The organism is Paraburkholderia sp. RL18-101-BIB-B (assembly GCF_046026985.1).
In the GTDB taxonomy this organism is placed as follows: domain Bacteria; phylum Pseudomonadota; class Gammaproteobacteria; order Burkholderiales; family Burkholderiaceae; genus Paraburkholderia.
The window spans coordinates 1-15683 of the sequence record NZ_JARESV010000091.1 but is presented as its reverse complement, the minus strand read 5'-3'; the positions used below and the strand labels follow the sequence as shown (position 1 = coordinate 15683).

Below are 15683 nucleotides of genomic sequence, written 5' to 3'. Positions count from 1 at the left end.
AAAAATACGCCGGTCGCGACGTGAACGTGATATCGGCCCGACGTCCCGCACCTGCTGTCAGTAGATCGGAAATACAAAGTCCGGCGTCGGCGTAAACCGGGTGTCGGTACCCGGGCAGATGACTCGTCCCCTGACCGCAACCCGCTGGCCCAGATAAGGCAGCAGGAGCAAAGGCTCGGGTACGCCCGCCATACCGAGCACAATGTCGGTGACGACCTTGTCGTTACACGGCGAGGTTGACGGACGGTCCAGCCGCAGCGTCGTATAGTCGCCCGGCGCATACTGTCCGTGGCCCCGCTGGATCGTGCCCGTGATCCAGATGTCCTGTTGCGACGGCAAGGTCTTCAAGGGTGGCTCAGCCGCCGCAGCCGCCGCCGGGCTGGCAGCCAGAATGGCCGACGCGAGCAGTGCCTTTGAGCGCTGTTTCATGATGCTGCTCCCATCTGACGTGTTGGTTCTGATCCCGGGCGTGCCCGGCGAATCAACTCAGGTGCGCCGTTGCGCCGCAGCGCAATAGCCGGGCAATCACTGGATCGGCGGCACAACGCCCAGTTTCTCGGCGAGCATGCGCTCGTAGACGCCGAAGTGCAGGTCGACTTCCTCCTGACTCACCGTCGTCACGGTGACGTTCACCTGTTCCGTCGGGAGGCCCAGCACCACTGACATTGCCGCTTCCAGTTGAGGCGCACAGACGCTGTCTTCCACCACGGTCGTGCCCACGGCGATATCGTAGATCTGGTCCTCCTGGTAGACGATCTCGACCAGCCGCGCGCGCGCACTCATGTTGTTATCGATAGCAAGCCTTACGACTTCCGCCACGCTTCGCATCGTTTCAGTCGGAAAGCCTCGGGTCGAACGCAGCCGGACGCGGTGCCTGCCCAGCGTAAGCCAGTCAGAACTGAATTCCATGGTGTCCTCCGTGTAGTCGTTTCCGTGCCTCTCGACAATAGGAGCTGGGATAAGGTTTTCAAGTTCAGATTTTCCCCCTTGAAATTTCCGGCGCGGTGCCTATTTTGGATTTTGCTCAGGCAGACGCGCCGGTGGTACCAGGGCGCGCTGCGTGTTTCGATTTGTTTGCCAGCAGCTGGCAGGCGAACTGGAGCGCGTAAGCCCGTTCGCCTCCATGCTGCATTCACGGAGGATACGACCATGAGTGATCTTTATTCCAGACCCAGCCCCTTCAGCGAGTTTGACCGTCTGCAACGGGAGATGGCGAGCCTCTTCAGCGGCTTCCCGTCCAGCATCCGCTCCGGCCGCTCCGGCGCTACGTTCCCGTACGTGAACATCGGTGCGACCGACGACTCGATCGAGATTGTCGCGTTCGCGCCGGGCCTGAGCGCCGGTGAACTCGACGTCTCGATCGACAAGGGGTTGCTGACGATTGCCGGCGAGCGCAAGCCTGCGCGGCCCGACGCCAGCGGTGACACCCGCGATGACGTTCGCACCTACGCGCAGGAGCGCTTCAGCGTCGCATTCCGGCGCGTGATCGAACTGCCGCAGAACGCCGATCCCGACAAGGTGCAGGCGCGCTACACCAACGGCTGCCTGTCGATTACGGTCGGCAAGCGCGAAGCATCGAAGCCGCGGGCCATCACAGTCCAGTAACGCCCATAATTCTAGGAGCAGGCCATGAACGACAGGACACAGGTTGCTGAGCGCGACCAGAAATCGGCAGCAAGACGCGAGGCTGACCAGCCGTCGCGGCGGATGACGCTCACACCCGCAGTTGACGTATTCGAGGACAGCCAGGGCATCACGCTGTGGGCGGACCTGCCGGGCGTCACGAAGGACAAGCTCGAAGTGAAGGTGCACGACGGCAATCTGTACATCGAGGCAGAAGCGGTCGTGCCGACACCCGCCGGTCTGCGTCTGCAGCACGCCGAGATCCGCGAGCCGCGGTTCGCGCGGGCGTTCTCGCTGAGCCCGGACTTCGACACGTCGAAGATCGACGCGAACCTGCAGGACGGCGTACTGCAACTGACCGTTCCGCGCCGCGACGAAGCAAGGCCGCGACGCATCGAGGTGCAGACGAACTGAGCCCGGAAGATCAGCAACGACGGTAGGAGAAAAGTCGATGGCGACCGTGAGGTCGCCGTCCTGCGTCATCGTGGCCAAGGCGCTGATCGTCATGGAAAAATGGTGGCCGCCTCGCGAGGCGAAGTGCAGCGACTTCAGCAGAAGTTTTGCAGTTTGAGCGCCGATGGATATCCGGTTTTCCAGTCAGACCATCGAGGAGAAGACGATGAACCACGACCCGAAAAAGTGGAACCCTTTCAAATTCCTTCGCGGCTCTGGGAGCAAGTCCGACACGGACAGCCCGGAGAGTCAGCGGTCGGGCGAACCGTGGCGTGCCGCGTGGCCTGATATCCAGCGACTTTTCTCGCGCGAGTCCTTACGTGCGCTGGAGGATTTTTTTCCCGATCCGTTTGCCGTGCGCGGCACGCTCGAACGATGGTTTGGCGACTTCAGTTCATCGCGTTTCCAGCCGCGCATTGACGTGGTCGACGAAGGGAAGATACTGCGCGTGACCGTCGAGTTACCAGGCATGGAGCGGGAGGATCTGACCATCAGCGTCGAGGACGGGGCGCTGGTGGTGCGCGGCGAGAAAAAGCAGGACGTGCACAGTGAGGAGGACGGCTGCTACCGGCTGGAACGCGCATACGGGGCTTTCACGCGCACGATCCCGATGCCCGAAGACGCCGATCCCGATCATGCTCTCGCAAAGTTTGACAAGGGTGTGCTCACCTTGACCGTACCAAAACACGAGGCCTTGCGATCCGCCAGCCGAACCATCGATATTGGCTAACGTCGGGCGGCGCTTTTGCTTCAACGCTTATGGAGGGACATCGCGCACCTGTCTGACGTGAAGGGTAGTGATCGCCGCCAATCAAGTCACTGGACTTGCGGCGATCATTGCGCCTCAAAGTCGCGAATCCGCTGCCAGTATTCGTCGGCCCGTCCTTCAGGACGTCCATCCTGCACCCAGAGTACGTGAGCCCGCTCCCGCAGATGCTGCTCCAGCGCGCGATGCCAGTATTCCTCCGCGCGTCCGACGGGCCGTCCGTCCTGCTCCCATAGAAAGTAGGCGCGCTCGCGAACACTCTGTTCGAGGCCCGGTTTCGTTTCCGAACTGCTTGCCACTTCATCGCCGTAGGGTGCCATCTGGCCGCCGCGACCGATGTGGATTCTGGCGGACAGGCTCCGGAGTTCTGCGTCGGAAACCAGCCGGCCGTGGGCGGCCGCCTCGAGCGCTTTTGCTTCGTAAGCTGCGTCGTCCACCTCATCTCCCGGTTGCCCAAGCGTGATGGGATAGGTGTGAATGACAGTGCCACTGCTGTCCAGTACGTCGACCAGTCGCTCCATGGCTCTCTCCTCCCTTTTCTCGGCCGGATCGTTGCTGCCGCTTACCCGTCTCACAGTTCAGAAGAAGCGGTCTGAACGTCGCTGTTGCACAGACCAGAATTGCAACACCGTATGGAAACCTTACCATCATTTACCCGCGCTGCGGGACGGACCGGCGTGCTGCTGCACGGGGATCCGGATGAGGGAGCCGTGCTGTCGGAACCCAGATTCCTCCTTCACCTGCGGAGGGCGCATTTGCCGGTCCCATCACCTGAAGATCGTGGTGTAGGGCTTGTTTCTTGCTCACGTGCAGGGACGCGGATGCCGTCGTGGCCGGCCGACTTTACCGGTGGCGCAGCGCGCGATGCTGTCAGTGCCTGCAAAATGTCTAACTCAACGGAGCATCGAAATGGATACGGGAAAGGCCGAAGGTGCGGTCGAGGAAGTCGCCGGCAAGGTTCAGGGCGCGGCCGGCGCGCTGGTCGGCGACTCCGCGGCGCAACTGGCAGACAAGGCGAGGGAGTTCGCCGGTAAAGCGCAGCAGCTTCGCGCCGACGCCGCAAGCGCGGTGCGCGAAACCACAGCCACGAACCCCTTCATCGCGCTGGCAGCGGTGGCGGCCGTCAGCTTTGTGGCAGGTGCCATATGGCGTGCCGGCGGGTCCAGGCGCAACGATCAGTAATTGACTCTCGCACGGCAGTCGTCCCGGAGCTCATGGTCCCTTAAACACCAACGCTCGCGCCTTGCTGTGAGAACGTGGGCATGGTGCCAGAGATACCGGTCAGGGCAACTCAAGTCGGAAACTGCGGCTGGGTTCGCCGCCCGGGACGCGCCGTACGCACTTCCGCCAGTGGCATCCTTCTTCCATGCGCAAAAAACTTCTGCTCGCTGACGACGACCTCAATGCAACCGCAGCAGTCGCCGTGTTTTTCGAGTCTCACAATTTTGAGGTGCGCACCGCCACCGACGGGATTACCGCGCTTCGGTGGTTCTCCACCTGGCAACCCGACGCGGCCATGCTCGATATCGACATGCCAGGTGCAAACGGATATGAGGTGGCGCAGCACGTGAGGCGCACAGAGAACCCGGGCAAACGCACACTGCTCGTCGCCATTACCGGAGAAATGCCGCCTCACGAGGTCGCCGCCCGATGCCATGAAGCTGGCTTTGATCTTCATGTCGCGAAGCCGGCCGATGTGAAGGCGCTCGCTGAATTTGTCATTCAGGGAATCACGCGCTGATTTCTCCGCCGGCGGTTCCTTGCTGCGCGCGGCGCGAAAAGCGTTGACATAACTGCTCTGTCACTATACTGTGGTTGTCGAAATATTCAAGAAGCCTGATTGCTGATCACCATTTTCCGCCTTGTCTGCGCGGTACTCGTTGTCCTCTCTTCTTCCTTGAAGTTTTTGTCGCTCCGCAACGGAGCTATTATATTTATCTCAAGGAATTCTCATGGATACCGGTACTGTTAAGTGGTTCAACGATAGCAAAGGCTTTGGCTTCATCACTCCGGACGCCGGCGGCGACGATCTCTTCGCTCACTTCTCGGAAGTTCGGGGCGACGGCTTCAAGACGCTCACGGAAAACCAGAAGGTGAGCTACGAAACAAAGCGCGGCCCGAAGGGCATGCAGGCGTCGAACATCTCGCCGCAGTAAAGTATTTCAAGGGCCGGTCTACCGGCCCTTTGCATGTTTGCCTGACTTGTATCCTCGCGGAGCCAATGCGCTCCCGATCTGATCGCCACGTTTGAACGTGCGCATCATTTGTCTTTCCGACACGATCCGTCTCGCCCAATTTCGATTTGTTCGCCTGCACGGCATCGTTGTCGTGCGGGCGTCGCCCGGTTATCGCTTATGCAAAACAATAATCATATTCACCAGTACAACGGTTATTCAGTTTCCCCGTCGGCTCACCGTTTGCCGGACGGCTGGTTTGCCGCCAACCTGCTTCTTACGAGAGGTGACGCCCGGAGTGCTGAGCTGGCGTCATACAAGTTTGATGCGCTCGACTATTTCGATAGCGAAACACAGGCGGTCGGGCACGCCACCGCCTGGGCGCGTGGCTGGGTGGATAGTCGCGGTTAGTTCGGCAATATCCCCGGCGTAGCAGGGGCAGGATGGACGGCGTCAGGGATTGACTGGCCGTCGTGCATGATCCACCTGATCGCAACGATCCACAGCAGTCACACCCGCTTCCGGATGAAGCGGTGTCATTCCGGCATCCGCCTTGGCGCCTCGGCCGGGAGTCGTCGCCGACGGGCGAGCAGGATGCCCAAGGCATGGTACGTCTGACGGCACACCATGCCTGTAGCACCCACGTCAGTCAGACCCGTTACAGCCGCTACACCCGTCACACAAAGTCGCCAGGAAGCGCCCCAAGAGTGCGCGGGCTCGCGCCCATCAGAACGTCACTCAACCGGATCACGGGATCCGGTCGCCTGATCGACACAACGCTATTCCCGTCAATCGCATCAAAAGGAGCAGAGATGGCGTTATTGGTCATGCAGGTCGCAGTAAGCGGGGAACTGGTCGAGGTTTTTGAAATGACGGTCGATGATGTCGACGGCCACCGGATGCTCGCGGCTGCCAATGAGGACGAACGGGTGGTTCACCCTTCGGGACAGGCACCCGAAGACGGTGAGGTCTGGATTGATCTGATCGATGGGGATGGCGAAACGCTGTTCGACCAGGTGGCGTGTTTTCACCGCGCGGATGCCGCCGACGCGCTGCAGGTTCATTTCGACATGAATGTCGATGTCGTTAAAGATTGCCTGTCAAAGTCGAATATTGCTTCGCTCCATGCAAGGCACCGTCTGGCGGCCCAGGCCTACTTCCGCCAGATAGATCGTCTTGTGGATTGCTCTCCGGTAAGTTCCAGGCAGAGCAATCGCCGGCGTGTCGGCGACGCCAGTGTCATGGAACTTGCAATAGAGCTCCGCAGGCGGCTGGACGGCGTCGTCACGCAACTTGCCCTGAGCGAGTTGCCCACCCACGTGCAGGCTGCGGCGCAGGAACTCAAGGATGCGACGAAGAGCTACGTGGGTGCGGTTCAGCGCCTGTGAAGCAGCAGCCGGAACTCGAATGTGGAGGAACCGTATGCAAAGAACGCTGAAGTATCGCGGGTTTGAGATTTGTGTTGACCTCGTGCCCACTTCTGAAGACATGTTTGACGCCTGGCTTTGGATTGAAGGGCCGCCTCACGGCCCGTCAGTAGCCACGCATGGCCAGCGTATCAAGGTCCGCGGCGGCCCGTTTTCCCAGCGTTGGGCTTACTTCGTTGCGCAGATCGCTGGCCAGGCCGCAATCGATGTGATTCTCGGTCCCGGCGAATAGTTTGACGCGGTAGCCCGTGAGAAGCGGCCCCGCATTTCCCGCTGTGCCGCTTGTGATGGAAAAGTGCCGGATACCTACCTGACAGGAAACACGTTTCATGGACGAACGCAAGCGCGACAGTATGATTGCCTACCTCCGCCACCGCATGGAGGGCTTCGGAATCACCCCGGATGATCTGGCTGCAACACTTGCGGCTGAGCCGGCAGCGGGCCGCTATCGCAGCGCGCATGGCGAGAGCTGGAGTGGTGAAGGTGCGATGCCGCAATGGCTGAAGCAGGCGATCAGTGCGGGCCAGTCCATTGGCCACTTCGAGCTGTCATCAGGTGCAGTTTCCGCACCGTCCCTGCAGGCACGCACGGTGGCAGGTGCAGACTGGACAAACGATCCGTTCGCGGGCAGTCCGCTCGCGCGATCGAATTCCGGTTAGATCCGTTGGCAAGCGGCTCAACTACCGTTCAAAAAATCCGTGCCGTCCGGCCGAAGTGTCTCCAGTGGCCGAAGTACATCGCGAATCCCAAGCAGATCCGCAACATATTGCTCTAGCTGGTCAATGACGTCCGTCACCTGATCGACGAAGGACTCGTCCTGGGTGCCGGCCGTCAGCCCTGCGCCGTTGACGATCGTATGAGCGATGCGGTGCAGGCGCAACAGGTCGTCGCGCAGACCTTGCGGATCGTAAAGGCTGGTTCGTACCTCATCGAGTCTACCCACGGCGTCCAGCATACGCGTCGTGTCGTAGGCCGATTGCAGTTTTTCCAGCGCGGCGACATCCACCTCACCATACGGCGTCGCGGTGACCGCGGCTCTTGCGCTCATGCAGTCGTTACCTCATCTCGTCACCCGGGCGTGCCGCCTGACCAAACAGCGTATCGTTGATCCAGCTCTCTGGCGTACGATCAAGATGCAGTCTGTAGCGCCCGAACCGGCGGATATTGTGCGTCGGGTATGGACTCAGGAATTCAATATCGTCCGCGCGGATTTTCTCGCCTTCAACCACCATGTCGCGCAGCGCGCGCATCATGTCTGCGGTGTTCTGCAGGATCACGGCTGATGCAATGAGGTCATTGTAGCGTAGCCGTTTCTGCTGCTCTTCCGGCTCGTTCTCGGCCATCACATCGCCACCGAACGACAGCCATTTCGCGAAGCCGTTGTAAGACTCGATCTTGTTGGTGTTCGCGGTCACTTCCTGCCGCAATTCGCGGCTGCCAATCCATTCAAGCAGGTAGACGGTGCGTACGACGTTACCCAGTTCGCGCGCGGCGAGGTAGAGCCGGTTTTTTCTGCTTTCCGAACCAAGTCGGCGCAGCAGCAGCGGTGATGAAATCGTACCCGCCTGGATCGACAGCGCTACCTGCATCAGTTCCTGCCAGTGGCGCTCGATCAGCACCCAGTCGATGGTCGCGGTAAAGAGCCTGTCGATGTGTTTGTACTTCGCGTCGTTGTGTGGCCGATACAGCACGAGATCCTTCCAGTTGCGGATACGTGGCATCAGCTTGATCCCTAGCAGATGCGTGAATGCGAACACCGCTGCCGACTGGCCCTGCGTGTCAGCATGCACCGTGTCGGCCTTGACCGACAGGCCAGCTTTTAGCAACCCCTCGATCACGTAGATGGCTTCCCACACGCCGGGCGGGATGAAATGCCGGAACACGGCGATGTAGTTATCGGCGACGTGCCGGTACGCGACGGCGCCCATTTTCCGATAACGGAAGTGATAGCCGGCCAGCAGGTTGTTGTCGTAGAAATCGTACTGGGTGCCGTCCGCGGCGACGGTCTTGCCATCCCCCCAGTGCTTCGGCAGATCAAGCCGCAGGTACAGTTCGATCAGCTCGCGCTGCGCGGTTTCGAGCTTCTCGAGACTCATGTGCCGGCGGTTGACGAACGACAGCATATGCGCCGTCACATCGGTGTCGAGATTGCGTGCGGCCTGGGTCGGACCCAGATTGCAACCCATCGCGAAAATCGTCAGCAGGTAGCGCTCGGCGGCCTTGCGGATCTGCGGATCGATACCGGAAAGCGGTCCGAAATGCCGTGTGAAATGCGTCCAGTGTTCGATGTTCGCAAGTATGTCCAGCACATTGCGCGTCGGTAGCCGCGCATTGATCCGCTCCTGCAGCGCGATCGCGCTGGCCGGAATTTCGCGGGCCACGGTCTTGCGCAGGACCGGCTCGTCGCTCTGGCCGATCGTAACGTGTTCGCGTTTGTGCGGAAAGTCGTTGTCCAGCTTGCGCGCCGTATCGCCCAGCCACTGCCGCAGTTGGGCAACGAAGTCCTGCCCATTCTCGGGCAATCCGACCTTCGCGCAGTAATCGGGCAACCGCTGCTCGCATTCCCGCCATGGCAGCAGGTGCGCCCGATAGTCGGCATACGCGTCCGAGCCTGACACGCACAGGTCGCCGACGCGCAGTTCCTCGGCCATGTAAGAGAAGACGCATAGCTCAAGATATCGCCGGTTCGTTGGGGCGCCGTCACCGTGCGAGCGCCGTACAAGCTTGCGCCAGCGCGGCGCTGCAAAGCTCACGTCGACGTCGGCATCGATCCATTCCCGATGCCGTGTTTCGTTCTCCAGCACGACCGCGAGCGCATCAAGCAACGTTCGCACCGGGCTCGTCGAATCCCATTCGAGCGTGCGGGCGAGACGCAGGATAACCGACCGATGTGCGCGGAAATGTTTCCACAGAAGAGGCAGATAATTGCCGCCGCTGACTGCGCGCACTGCGGCACAGCTCTCGCGCAACGGTTCGAGGTCGCCCCTGGGCGCGAGCCACTGGCGGATCGACTTCGCAACGGTCGTCTCATCGGACTGCTCGACGAGTATGTCCACCACACCGTCAAGCAGTACAACGAGATCTTCCACCTGGGTGCGCTGTCGGCGCTGGATGATCTCCAGTTCTTCGCTTGCGCGTTTGTGAATCGCCCCCATCCGGCGCACAAACATGTCCGCGAGATGGTCGCGGGCACGCACACGCATGCGGTTGAGTAATGCCACGATCAGCGTATAGCGCTTTTCCGGCAGGGTGTCCTTTTTAAGATTGGCAGCATCAAGGCTCATGGCCTGGGTTGCCAGCGAGCGCAGCTTCGAAGCAGGAATTCCCGCGATCACGTTGGTGAAGTCGCCAAGTTCATCAAGCCAGGTGATCTGGTCGATCAGTAGATCGAGATGCTGGCGGGACGGTCGCTTCGCGTGGCGTTTTATACGGTTGTAGGCGCTCTGGCGTCTCGTCAGGTCTCGCGAGAGCAGGCGGTCAAGGTCGCGCTTCTGCCCGTCGGTAAGGCGCCGGGCAACACGCCGGAACAACCGCGTCTGGGTTTTCGCATGGATCTGTTCCGTGATGCGGTCAAGCGTTGAGAACGCCGGGAGTTCAACGTTCTGCGCGATAAGCTCATCAATCGTGGCGTTGATGATGTCGACGGGCTGGTCCATCGACAGAGCCGCCGTGTGCGCCGCGCGTGTCGCGATGACGTTGGCGTCGGTCCCGTAGTAGGGCTTGACGCCGAGGTACTCACGAATTGTCAGGTAGTGCCGGAAGAGGGTCGGTGACGTCTGCGTGTCATAGCCGAACTGAACCACCGAACCAATGTCCGCCGCCGACCGCACGTATTCGACGACCGATGACGGAATGCTGTCCAGGGCCGGAAAATGATGCATCTGCTGGAAGACTTTGAGCAGCACCAGCAGGCCCAGTCTCGATCGTTCACCCCGAGTCGAACGGCGGGCCCATTCGAGTTCGTCCGGCTGTGGTGTGTAGCAGGTTTGCAGGTCCCTTGTAGCGAGAACCTTGGGGAAACGCGGATAGGCGGTGCGCTCAATGGTTGCCATGCGAGTCTTCCTGATCGCAGAGGGCCGCTCAGATTAGCGCAAGAAAAAGCCCGTGTTACCAGGTCGCGTTGAAATGATCCGGCCTGTTTTCATAACCAGAAGTCTTATGATAGCAATCTACGCTTACCTCGCTCATACCCCGTTTACACGATGACCGTGTGAGTTGGTCGCTGTCGAGCCGTCTCCGCCACTCGAGAATCGAAAACTGGATGCCGTAGGCGAGCCTGTCAGCGAGGGCTCACAGGCGTCGGCACTGTCGTTGGCCCAACGCAGTCTGATCGATGACGCGCGCCAAAGCGCGCGACGGAGCCCATTGGGCTCCATGTGCAAGGAATCCGGACGTTGCGTCGACGACTGTCTGGTTGCTGTCATCAGCGAATACGGTAAAAGAACAGGTGCGACGACCGATTCCACGAGGGCAAATTGCTGCTTTTCGAATCTGCTCGGGTCGATGCGACCTTCGGCATCGAAAGTACGAATGGAAAACGTGCTCCGAACAACGCGCACCGGGTTTCTGTCAACAAGCTGGACCTCGACGCTGGCCATTCGCGCCCGTTGCCCTGCAAAAACGGGCAGACGGTGGCTTGCAGGATCTCGCAGCATCCGGTCGAAACTGATGCCTGACAGCCGCCAGAGGGTATCGTCACGAGCGATCAGAAACGTTCGACAAGAAAAACCCATGGTTCTGCCCCTTGCATAAACGGTGATGCTCACCACGCTCGACAAGATTCCACAACGTGCCTACCCAGCACGAGATTCGCCCCGGTACCTTACGCCGCGCGCATGGCCAGGCTTCGCGTCGTTCCGGTCGGCGGCCCGTCGCGCCGGGCCTATCCTGCACGTGAACTCCGTCGCGTCGGCGATCACGGTCGCGGGGAATCACGCCCCGGGCCTGGCTGCGCCACGCTGAGCGCCACGCGCGCCCTTCTCGTCGTGCGTTATTGAATGCATGACTACGTTCGGCATGACGCGAGTGCGGAACGGCTCAGCGCGAGAATCGAGGCGCTTGCCTCCTCGTCTCACTGCATGATCTCGCCGCTCCATCGATCACGGTCGGCCCAGAACGAACACTGCGTACATTTTTCGCCGTCCGGGTAGTCAATGCCTTCCTCATGCGGGCAGCCGATGTTGCGATCGACGGCCGCCACCGATTTGGCACCATGATGATCGATGAATCGAATGATTGCTTCGGTGACTTCTGGATCAGTTCTCGCATCGGTTGATTGGCAGAACCATCGCTCAACAGGGTCCGCGTCAGCACCTTCGTGCGCGACGATGCCAACAGAGACCTTCGTCGCTCTGGAGTCGTCTGGCCCGTAGAAGGCAACTGTTGCGACCGGATAGCCGCAGAAACCTTTGCCACGTTTTTTCACAAACTTGTCCCGGTACCACTGAGCCTTGAATGTCATGCCCCTCCCTCGCATGCCTTGCCGGGTGACGTAAGCGGCGTCACAGAAGTACACAAAGCGTATCAAGTTTCTACGCCTTGACCGCCCGTCCGACGAGCGGCTTCGAGGAGTAATGGCCGCATGGGCCAAGCAAGCGGCGTGCGCAGCATAGACACGAGCGATCGCAATGGAGCGACACTCCCATCGTTCGGCGTTCGGCGGTAGACGGCCACCTAAGGACGTTGGCTCACGCTTTCACGCGGACGTTCGAACGTCGGCTCCGTCCAGACAACGGCCCCCCCATGAGCCTGCCCGAGTTAGGAGAAAAAGAGGCGCCCGGCAATCTTGATGCGTTCATCAGAATCACGGACGGTCAAGACGCCGTCCGGCGTTGCGGGGCGGCGGCCCCCGGAACGCAACGGCAACCTCTAGCCCCGCGGAGAAATCATCACTTCAGCTGCGGCGACTGCGGCATCTCCAGCATGGCATCGATCGCGACCACGTCCAAAGACACATAGTCAAATCCAACAACCACTTGTTGATGTATTTGCTCCCAGACTTCTTATACCGCAGCCGAGCGGTGTCGATTCTCGCGGCAATCGGACCCAATATAGATAGTCCGTTCCGCTTTCGTTGATACTGGCTGCACTGCACTGGCAGCTTGCTGCCAGTGCAGGTGGAACATGCACCCGCGGGCTACGGTGCCCGGTTGGCGTGTGAGGGGGAGACGCTGGGCGGTTAAAACCTGCACCGCCGACTTGCAGCCCCCTTGGTGCCACAGGAAGGGCAATGCGCCTAGGCGACCGCTCAACTGTCGCCGATCAGAGCGTTTCCACCAGACCACACGCCTTAGCGTGCTTGGTTTTTTTCGGCGCGTGCCGCCCGCCCTCCGTCGTCATAGAATTGTCAATACGGGGGCAACATGAAACATAGACTGGTAGTTGGGCTGCTGTGCGGCGCGCTGCTTGCCGGCTGCATGTCGACCGGGGTCGAAGTGAGGTCTGACCAGATGTCGAGCTTCAAGCCCGGCGTGACGACGTTTCAAGACGTGACAGCCACGCTTGGCCCGGCGTCGGTTCAGACCGCGTTGGACGACGGCTCGACACTGCTGGTCTACATGTTCGTGACGTCGAGGCCGCGCCCCGAGAGCTTTCTTCCGTTCATTGGGTCGCTGGTTGGCGGTGCCGACACGCGGTCGTCGGCGACGGTGTTCCTGTTCGATGTGCACGGCATCCTCAAGAGTGCAAGCACCACGACCTCGAACGTCGGCACGGGCCTGAGCGCGGGCTTGAGCACCGACCTGCACAGCGCCCCGGTGCAAGGCGATAAGCCGCCCGTGGTGGTCAAGAGCATTCAGTCGGCCGTCGTGGTCAAGAGCATTCAGCCGCCCGTCGTGCAGAGCATTGAGCTGCTTCCGGAAGAGGAAGTCCTGCCGGCCGCGGAAGACAGCGCCGAGCCGCCACTAGAGCAAGAGTGGATGGATGCCAACTAGCAGCGCATCCAGCACGCGGGCCGATGATTCGTATCCCGCTTCGGCGGCGTCGACTAGTCCGCTGATGCCTGGCAGTGCGGCCCGGGGATTCCCGGCGTTCCCTTGTGTCGCTTACGCTGCCGGCCTTGCTTGCGTGCCGTTGGTGAAGTCGATTTTTATTGGGAAATGCATCAAGCGGGACGGACTGCCATGGAACTGAGCGTAGAACGCGTCGATGTTTGGGCGGCTACTCTATCAGAAGATACTTCCCGAATGGGCGAGCCTGCCTTTCCATGTCATTGGTAATTTCGGTGGCAATGACGTAAGCGGGCTGCTTCTAGCAAATTCCCCTTTGGCGCAGATGTGGCGAGAAGCAAGACGTCGATACTGATGGGCTCGTCATGTCTCTTCGAGTCCGGTCGTTTAGGTGCCGACAATCGCAACGATTGTTTGCACGATTCCGGATTGAAACTGGCGGGGAACATCCAGCCATTGGCAGACGCTCGCTATGGCAGAATCCTCTCATACGCATCCGCGACTAGAATTTCTAGTTGAACCACTCTCAAGCCAGGTCAAATTTCAACCGTGCAACGTCAGGTCGCGAGCGTTAGTTCGATCTCTGGGAAAACTGGTATGACAAATCCGCAAGAGAAGGCCGAATCCGACGAGGATTTGGCTCGGATGATAATCGGGCAAGGGCCCTGCACCTATCTATTGCTGCTCCTGCTTGGCTTGATCCTCCTGTTTCCCTACCTTGAGGAAGGCATATTCGCTCGCACACTGCTCGGCGTTCTGTTTTCAATCGTGCTGCTCGTGGGCGCTTTCGCCACCAGGCAGACTCGGCGGGGGTTCATCCTCAAACTGGGCTTGGCGTTGCTGGGGGTTGGCCTTCAATGGGCGGCATTGTGGACTGAGAGTATCGCGATTCTGGGCCTTGCCGGGATATCCTATGCTGCCTCTTTTGCAGTCGCGATTGGTGGAGTGCTCCGCTACATTCTCAAGCGCGGGCCAATTACGGCCGACAAGCTGCATGGTGCGCTTGCAGGCTACATCATGCTGGCCTTCCTTTGGGCCTTCATCTACGCCCTGATCGAGAGATCCAGCGCTGGCTCATTCGGTCCTGGCCGGCTTGATTTCACACAGCCTGGCACTTTCTTCAGACTGATCTATTTTAGCCTCACGACGCTCACGACAACCGGTTACGGTGATGTTATCCCATTGACCAACCAAGCCCGCTCATTTGTGATGATCGAAGAGTTTGCAGGCGTGTTTTACGTTGGCGTCCTGATCGCGCGGCTTGCCGGTCTCTATCCGTCGACTCTGACCAAGTGACTCTCGATCTACCTGAACCACCATCAGGCATTGGTGATTGGTGTCTGCGCGCTGTCCGCATTGGGCGCAGCGGGGCTGAACTCCCGCCCCCTTCGAGGTGCCGTTTTTAGATCGCGTTAGTGCGGCAAGAAGAAAGTGAGAGCAAGGGCGAAATAAACGACGAGGAGTCGCGTGCCTTTAAGCAAATCGGAGCGTCCATCGCTCGCCAACTGAGCCGTAACCAGCAAGGACAGAACCACGATCAGAAGAAGGTGCGCCGACTGTCTGGACCTGTCTCGCGGTTACGGCGCCGCGATGGCTAAAGCGCTGCCCCCTGATCAGCTCGATCACTCGCTCGCCAAGATTGCCACGCAGATGCCCGTTGTAGCGACAAAGCTGCCGCTCAGGCGGGGTGGGCGCGTATGACTGGAAAGGGTCGGCCAGAGCCGGTCGTCGTCGGGCTCAGGCCGGCCATCTACGGCCATTCGCCCGCGCTTTCACACGGACATTCGAACGTCGGCTCCACTACCGGACACCGGACGTTCGTGCGCGGATCATATCGGTCGCGTCGTGGCGCCGACGAGCATCGCGGGTCGCGTGCTCGCTCAGGCAATGGCGGGCGAGGCCGCCCTTCGAGCTGTTCGCGAAGCCAAGGCATGCGCGCTTTCCTGGCGGCCGGTCATTTCGCGTCCCGGCGTTCGATCTCGGCATGCTGGATCAGCAGATTCGCGAACTGTTCTGAAACGAAGCGCGACGACCAGCACGTTTCCCTTTGCACCAGAAGCGACAACAGACCTCGCTTCCTGACCGTCCGGACCGGCCGTTGAGGCCGCCCGGGCGGGTGATGCGTCACGCCACTGTCATCGTCTGCGATCCCTGCTTTTCCTAAGTATGCCTGTCGACTGGATATGCGTATTCCCGCACGGAGTTTCCCCTTTCGAGCGAACACCATGTGGTTTCTGGCGTGGTTCCGGGCGGGTGCGCCGCTGGACGCCTGCCCCCGCACGATTGTTTCATA

20 protein-coding genes are annotated in these 15683 nt (G+C 60.3%); 13 read left to right on the top strand and 7 right to left on the bottom strand.

Annotation, left to right across the window (positions count from 1 at the left end):
• Positions 1 to 57: 57 nt before the first annotated feature.
• Positions 58 to 429, bottom strand: coding sequence for a hypothetical protein (locus P0D73_RS44795; RefSeq protein ID WP_408320734.1), 372 nt, complete (start codon positions 427 to 429; stop codon positions 58 to 60).
• A gap of 96 nt (positions 430 to 525) precedes the next feature.
• Positions 526 to 909, bottom strand: coding sequence for a hypothetical protein (locus tag P0D73_RS44790; RefSeq protein WP_408320732.1), 384 nt, complete (start codon positions 907 to 909; stop codon positions 526 to 528).
• Between the two features lie 240 nt (positions 910 to 1149).
• On the opposite strand from P0D73_RS44790, the gene P0D73_RS44785 reads away from it, so the two are divergent.
• The 3 genes from P0D73_RS44785 to P0D73_RS44775 all read left to right on the top strand — a co-directional run bounded on the left by P0D73_RS44785 (position 1150) and on the right by P0D73_RS44775 (position 2806).
• Positions 1150 to 1605, top strand: coding sequence for an Hsp20/alpha crystallin family protein (locus P0D73_RS44785; protein ID WP_408320730.1), 456 nt, complete (start codon positions 1150 to 1152; stop codon positions 1603 to 1605).
• Positions 1606 to 1629: 24 nt separating this feature from the next.
• Positions 1630 to 2037 (top strand): Hsp20/alpha crystallin family protein, encoded by a 408-nt coding sequence (locus tag P0D73_RS44780; RefSeq protein ID WP_408320728.1) that lies wholly within the window; start codon positions 1630 to 1632, stop codon positions 2035 to 2037.
• Between the two features lie 205 nt (positions 2038 to 2242).
• Complete coding sequence (locus P0D73_RS44775) at positions 2243 to 2806, top strand: Hsp20/alpha crystallin family protein (protein ID WP_408320736.1); 564 nt, start codon at positions 2243 to 2245, stop codon at positions 2804 to 2806.
• 104 nt (positions 2807 to 2910) lie between these two features.
• Here P0D73_RS44775 and P0D73_RS44770 read toward each other — a convergent pair whose 3' ends face one another.
• The gene (locus P0D73_RS44770) at positions 2911 to 3363 is read right to left on the bottom strand and encodes a DUF2934 domain-containing protein (RefSeq protein WP_408320726.1); all 453 of its coding nucleotides are present in this window, start codon (positions 3361 to 3363) and stop codon (positions 2911 to 2913) included.
• Positions 3364 to 3751: 388 nt separating this feature from the next.
• Here P0D73_RS44770 and P0D73_RS44765 point away from each other — a divergent pair, with 388 nt between their 5' ends.
• The 7 genes from P0D73_RS44765 to P0D73_RS44735 all read left to right on the top strand — a co-directional run bounded on the left by P0D73_RS44765 (position 3752) and on the right by P0D73_RS44735 (position 7102).
• Entirely contained in the window at positions 3752 to 4024 is a 273-nt protein-coding gene (locus tag P0D73_RS44765) for a CsbD family protein (RefSeq protein ID WP_408320724.1), read from the top strand.
• Between the two features lie 184 nt (positions 4025 to 4208).
• Complete coding sequence (locus P0D73_RS44760) at positions 4209 to 4583, top strand: response regulator (RefSeq protein ID WP_408293294.1); 375 nt, start codon at positions 4209 to 4211, stop codon at positions 4581 to 4583.
• Between the two features lie 211 nt (positions 4584 to 4794).
• On the top strand, positions 4795 to 4998 hold the full coding sequence (locus tag P0D73_RS44755; protein WP_175914427.1) for a cold-shock protein: 204 nt from the start codon (positions 4795 to 4797) through the stop codon (positions 4996 to 4998).
• 198 nt (positions 4999 to 5196) lie between these two features.
• Complete coding sequence (locus P0D73_RS44750) at positions 5197 to 5427, top strand: hypothetical protein (RefSeq protein ID WP_408320720.1); 231 nt, start codon at positions 5197 to 5199, stop codon at positions 5425 to 5427.
• A gap of 401 nt (positions 5428 to 5828) precedes the next feature.
• Positions 5829 to 6404 carry a hypothetical protein gene (locus P0D73_RS44745; RefSeq protein ID WP_408320718.1) on the top strand — a complete coding sequence of 192 codons (576 nt, stop codon included), beginning with the start codon at positions 5829 to 5831 and terminating at the stop codon, positions 6402 to 6404.
• Positions 6405 to 6438: 34 nt separating this feature from the next.
• A complete protein-coding gene (locus tag P0D73_RS44740; protein ID WP_408250003.1) occupies positions 6439 to 6675 on the top strand; it encodes a hypothetical protein in 237 nt (78 codons plus the stop codon).
• A gap of 97 nt (positions 6676 to 6772) precedes the next feature.
• Positions 6773 to 7102, top strand: a complete 330-nt coding sequence (locus P0D73_RS44735) for an H-NS histone family protein (RefSeq protein WP_408320716.1) — start codon at positions 6773 to 6775, stop codon at positions 7100 to 7102.
• A 17-nt stretch (positions 7103 to 7119) separates the two neighbouring features.
• On the opposite strand, the gene tnpC is transcribed toward P0D73_RS44735, so the two are convergent.
• Both tnpC and P0D73_RS44725 read right to left on the bottom strand, forming a co-directional pair.
• Positions 7120 to 7491: a Tn3 family transposase post-transcriptional regulator TnpC gene (gene tnpC / locus P0D73_RS44730; protein ID WP_408320714.1), complete on the bottom strand. Its 372-nt coding sequence runs from the start codon at positions 7489 to 7491 to the stop codon at positions 7120 to 7122.
• Positions 7492 to 7498: 7 nt separating this feature from the next.
• Positions 7499 to 10495, bottom strand: a complete 2997-nt coding sequence (locus P0D73_RS44725; protein ID WP_408320713.1) for a Tn3 family transposase — start codon at positions 10493 to 10495, stop codon at positions 7499 to 7501.
• Positions 10496 to 10918: 423 nt separating this feature from the next.
• On the opposite strand from P0D73_RS44725, the gene P0D73_RS44720 reads away from it, so the two are divergent.
• A complete protein-coding gene (locus P0D73_RS44720) occupies positions 10919 to 11119 on the top strand; it encodes a hypothetical protein (protein ID WP_408320711.1) in 201 nt (66 codons plus the stop codon).
• 395 nt (positions 11120 to 11514) lie between these two features.
• Here P0D73_RS44720 and P0D73_RS44715 read toward each other — a convergent pair whose 3' ends face one another.
• Complete coding sequence (locus P0D73_RS44715; protein WP_408183064.1) at positions 11515 to 11904, bottom strand: hypothetical protein; 390 nt, start codon at positions 11902 to 11904, stop codon at positions 11515 to 11517.
• Positions 11905 to 12805: 901 nt separating this feature from the next.
• Between P0D73_RS44715 and P0D73_RS44710 the strand changes: the two genes are divergently transcribed.
• Together P0D73_RS44710 and P0D73_RS44705 are read left to right on the top strand one after the other, a co-directional pair.
• Positions 12806 to 13375: a hypothetical protein gene (locus P0D73_RS44710; protein WP_408320708.1), complete on the top strand. Its 570-nt coding sequence runs from the start codon at positions 12806 to 12808 to the stop codon at positions 13373 to 13375.
• 612 nt (positions 13376 to 13987) lie between these two features.
• Positions 13988 to 14686: an ion channel gene (locus P0D73_RS44705; RefSeq protein ID WP_408183061.1), complete on the top strand. Its 699-nt coding sequence runs from the start codon at positions 13988 to 13990 to the stop codon at positions 14684 to 14686.
• Positions 14687 to 15344: 658 nt separating this feature from the next.
• Here P0D73_RS44705 and P0D73_RS44700 read toward each other — a convergent pair.
• On the bottom strand, positions 15345 to 15683 hold a 339-nt coding region (locus P0D73_RS44700), incomplete at its 5' end, for a hypothetical protein (RefSeq protein ID WP_408320706.1).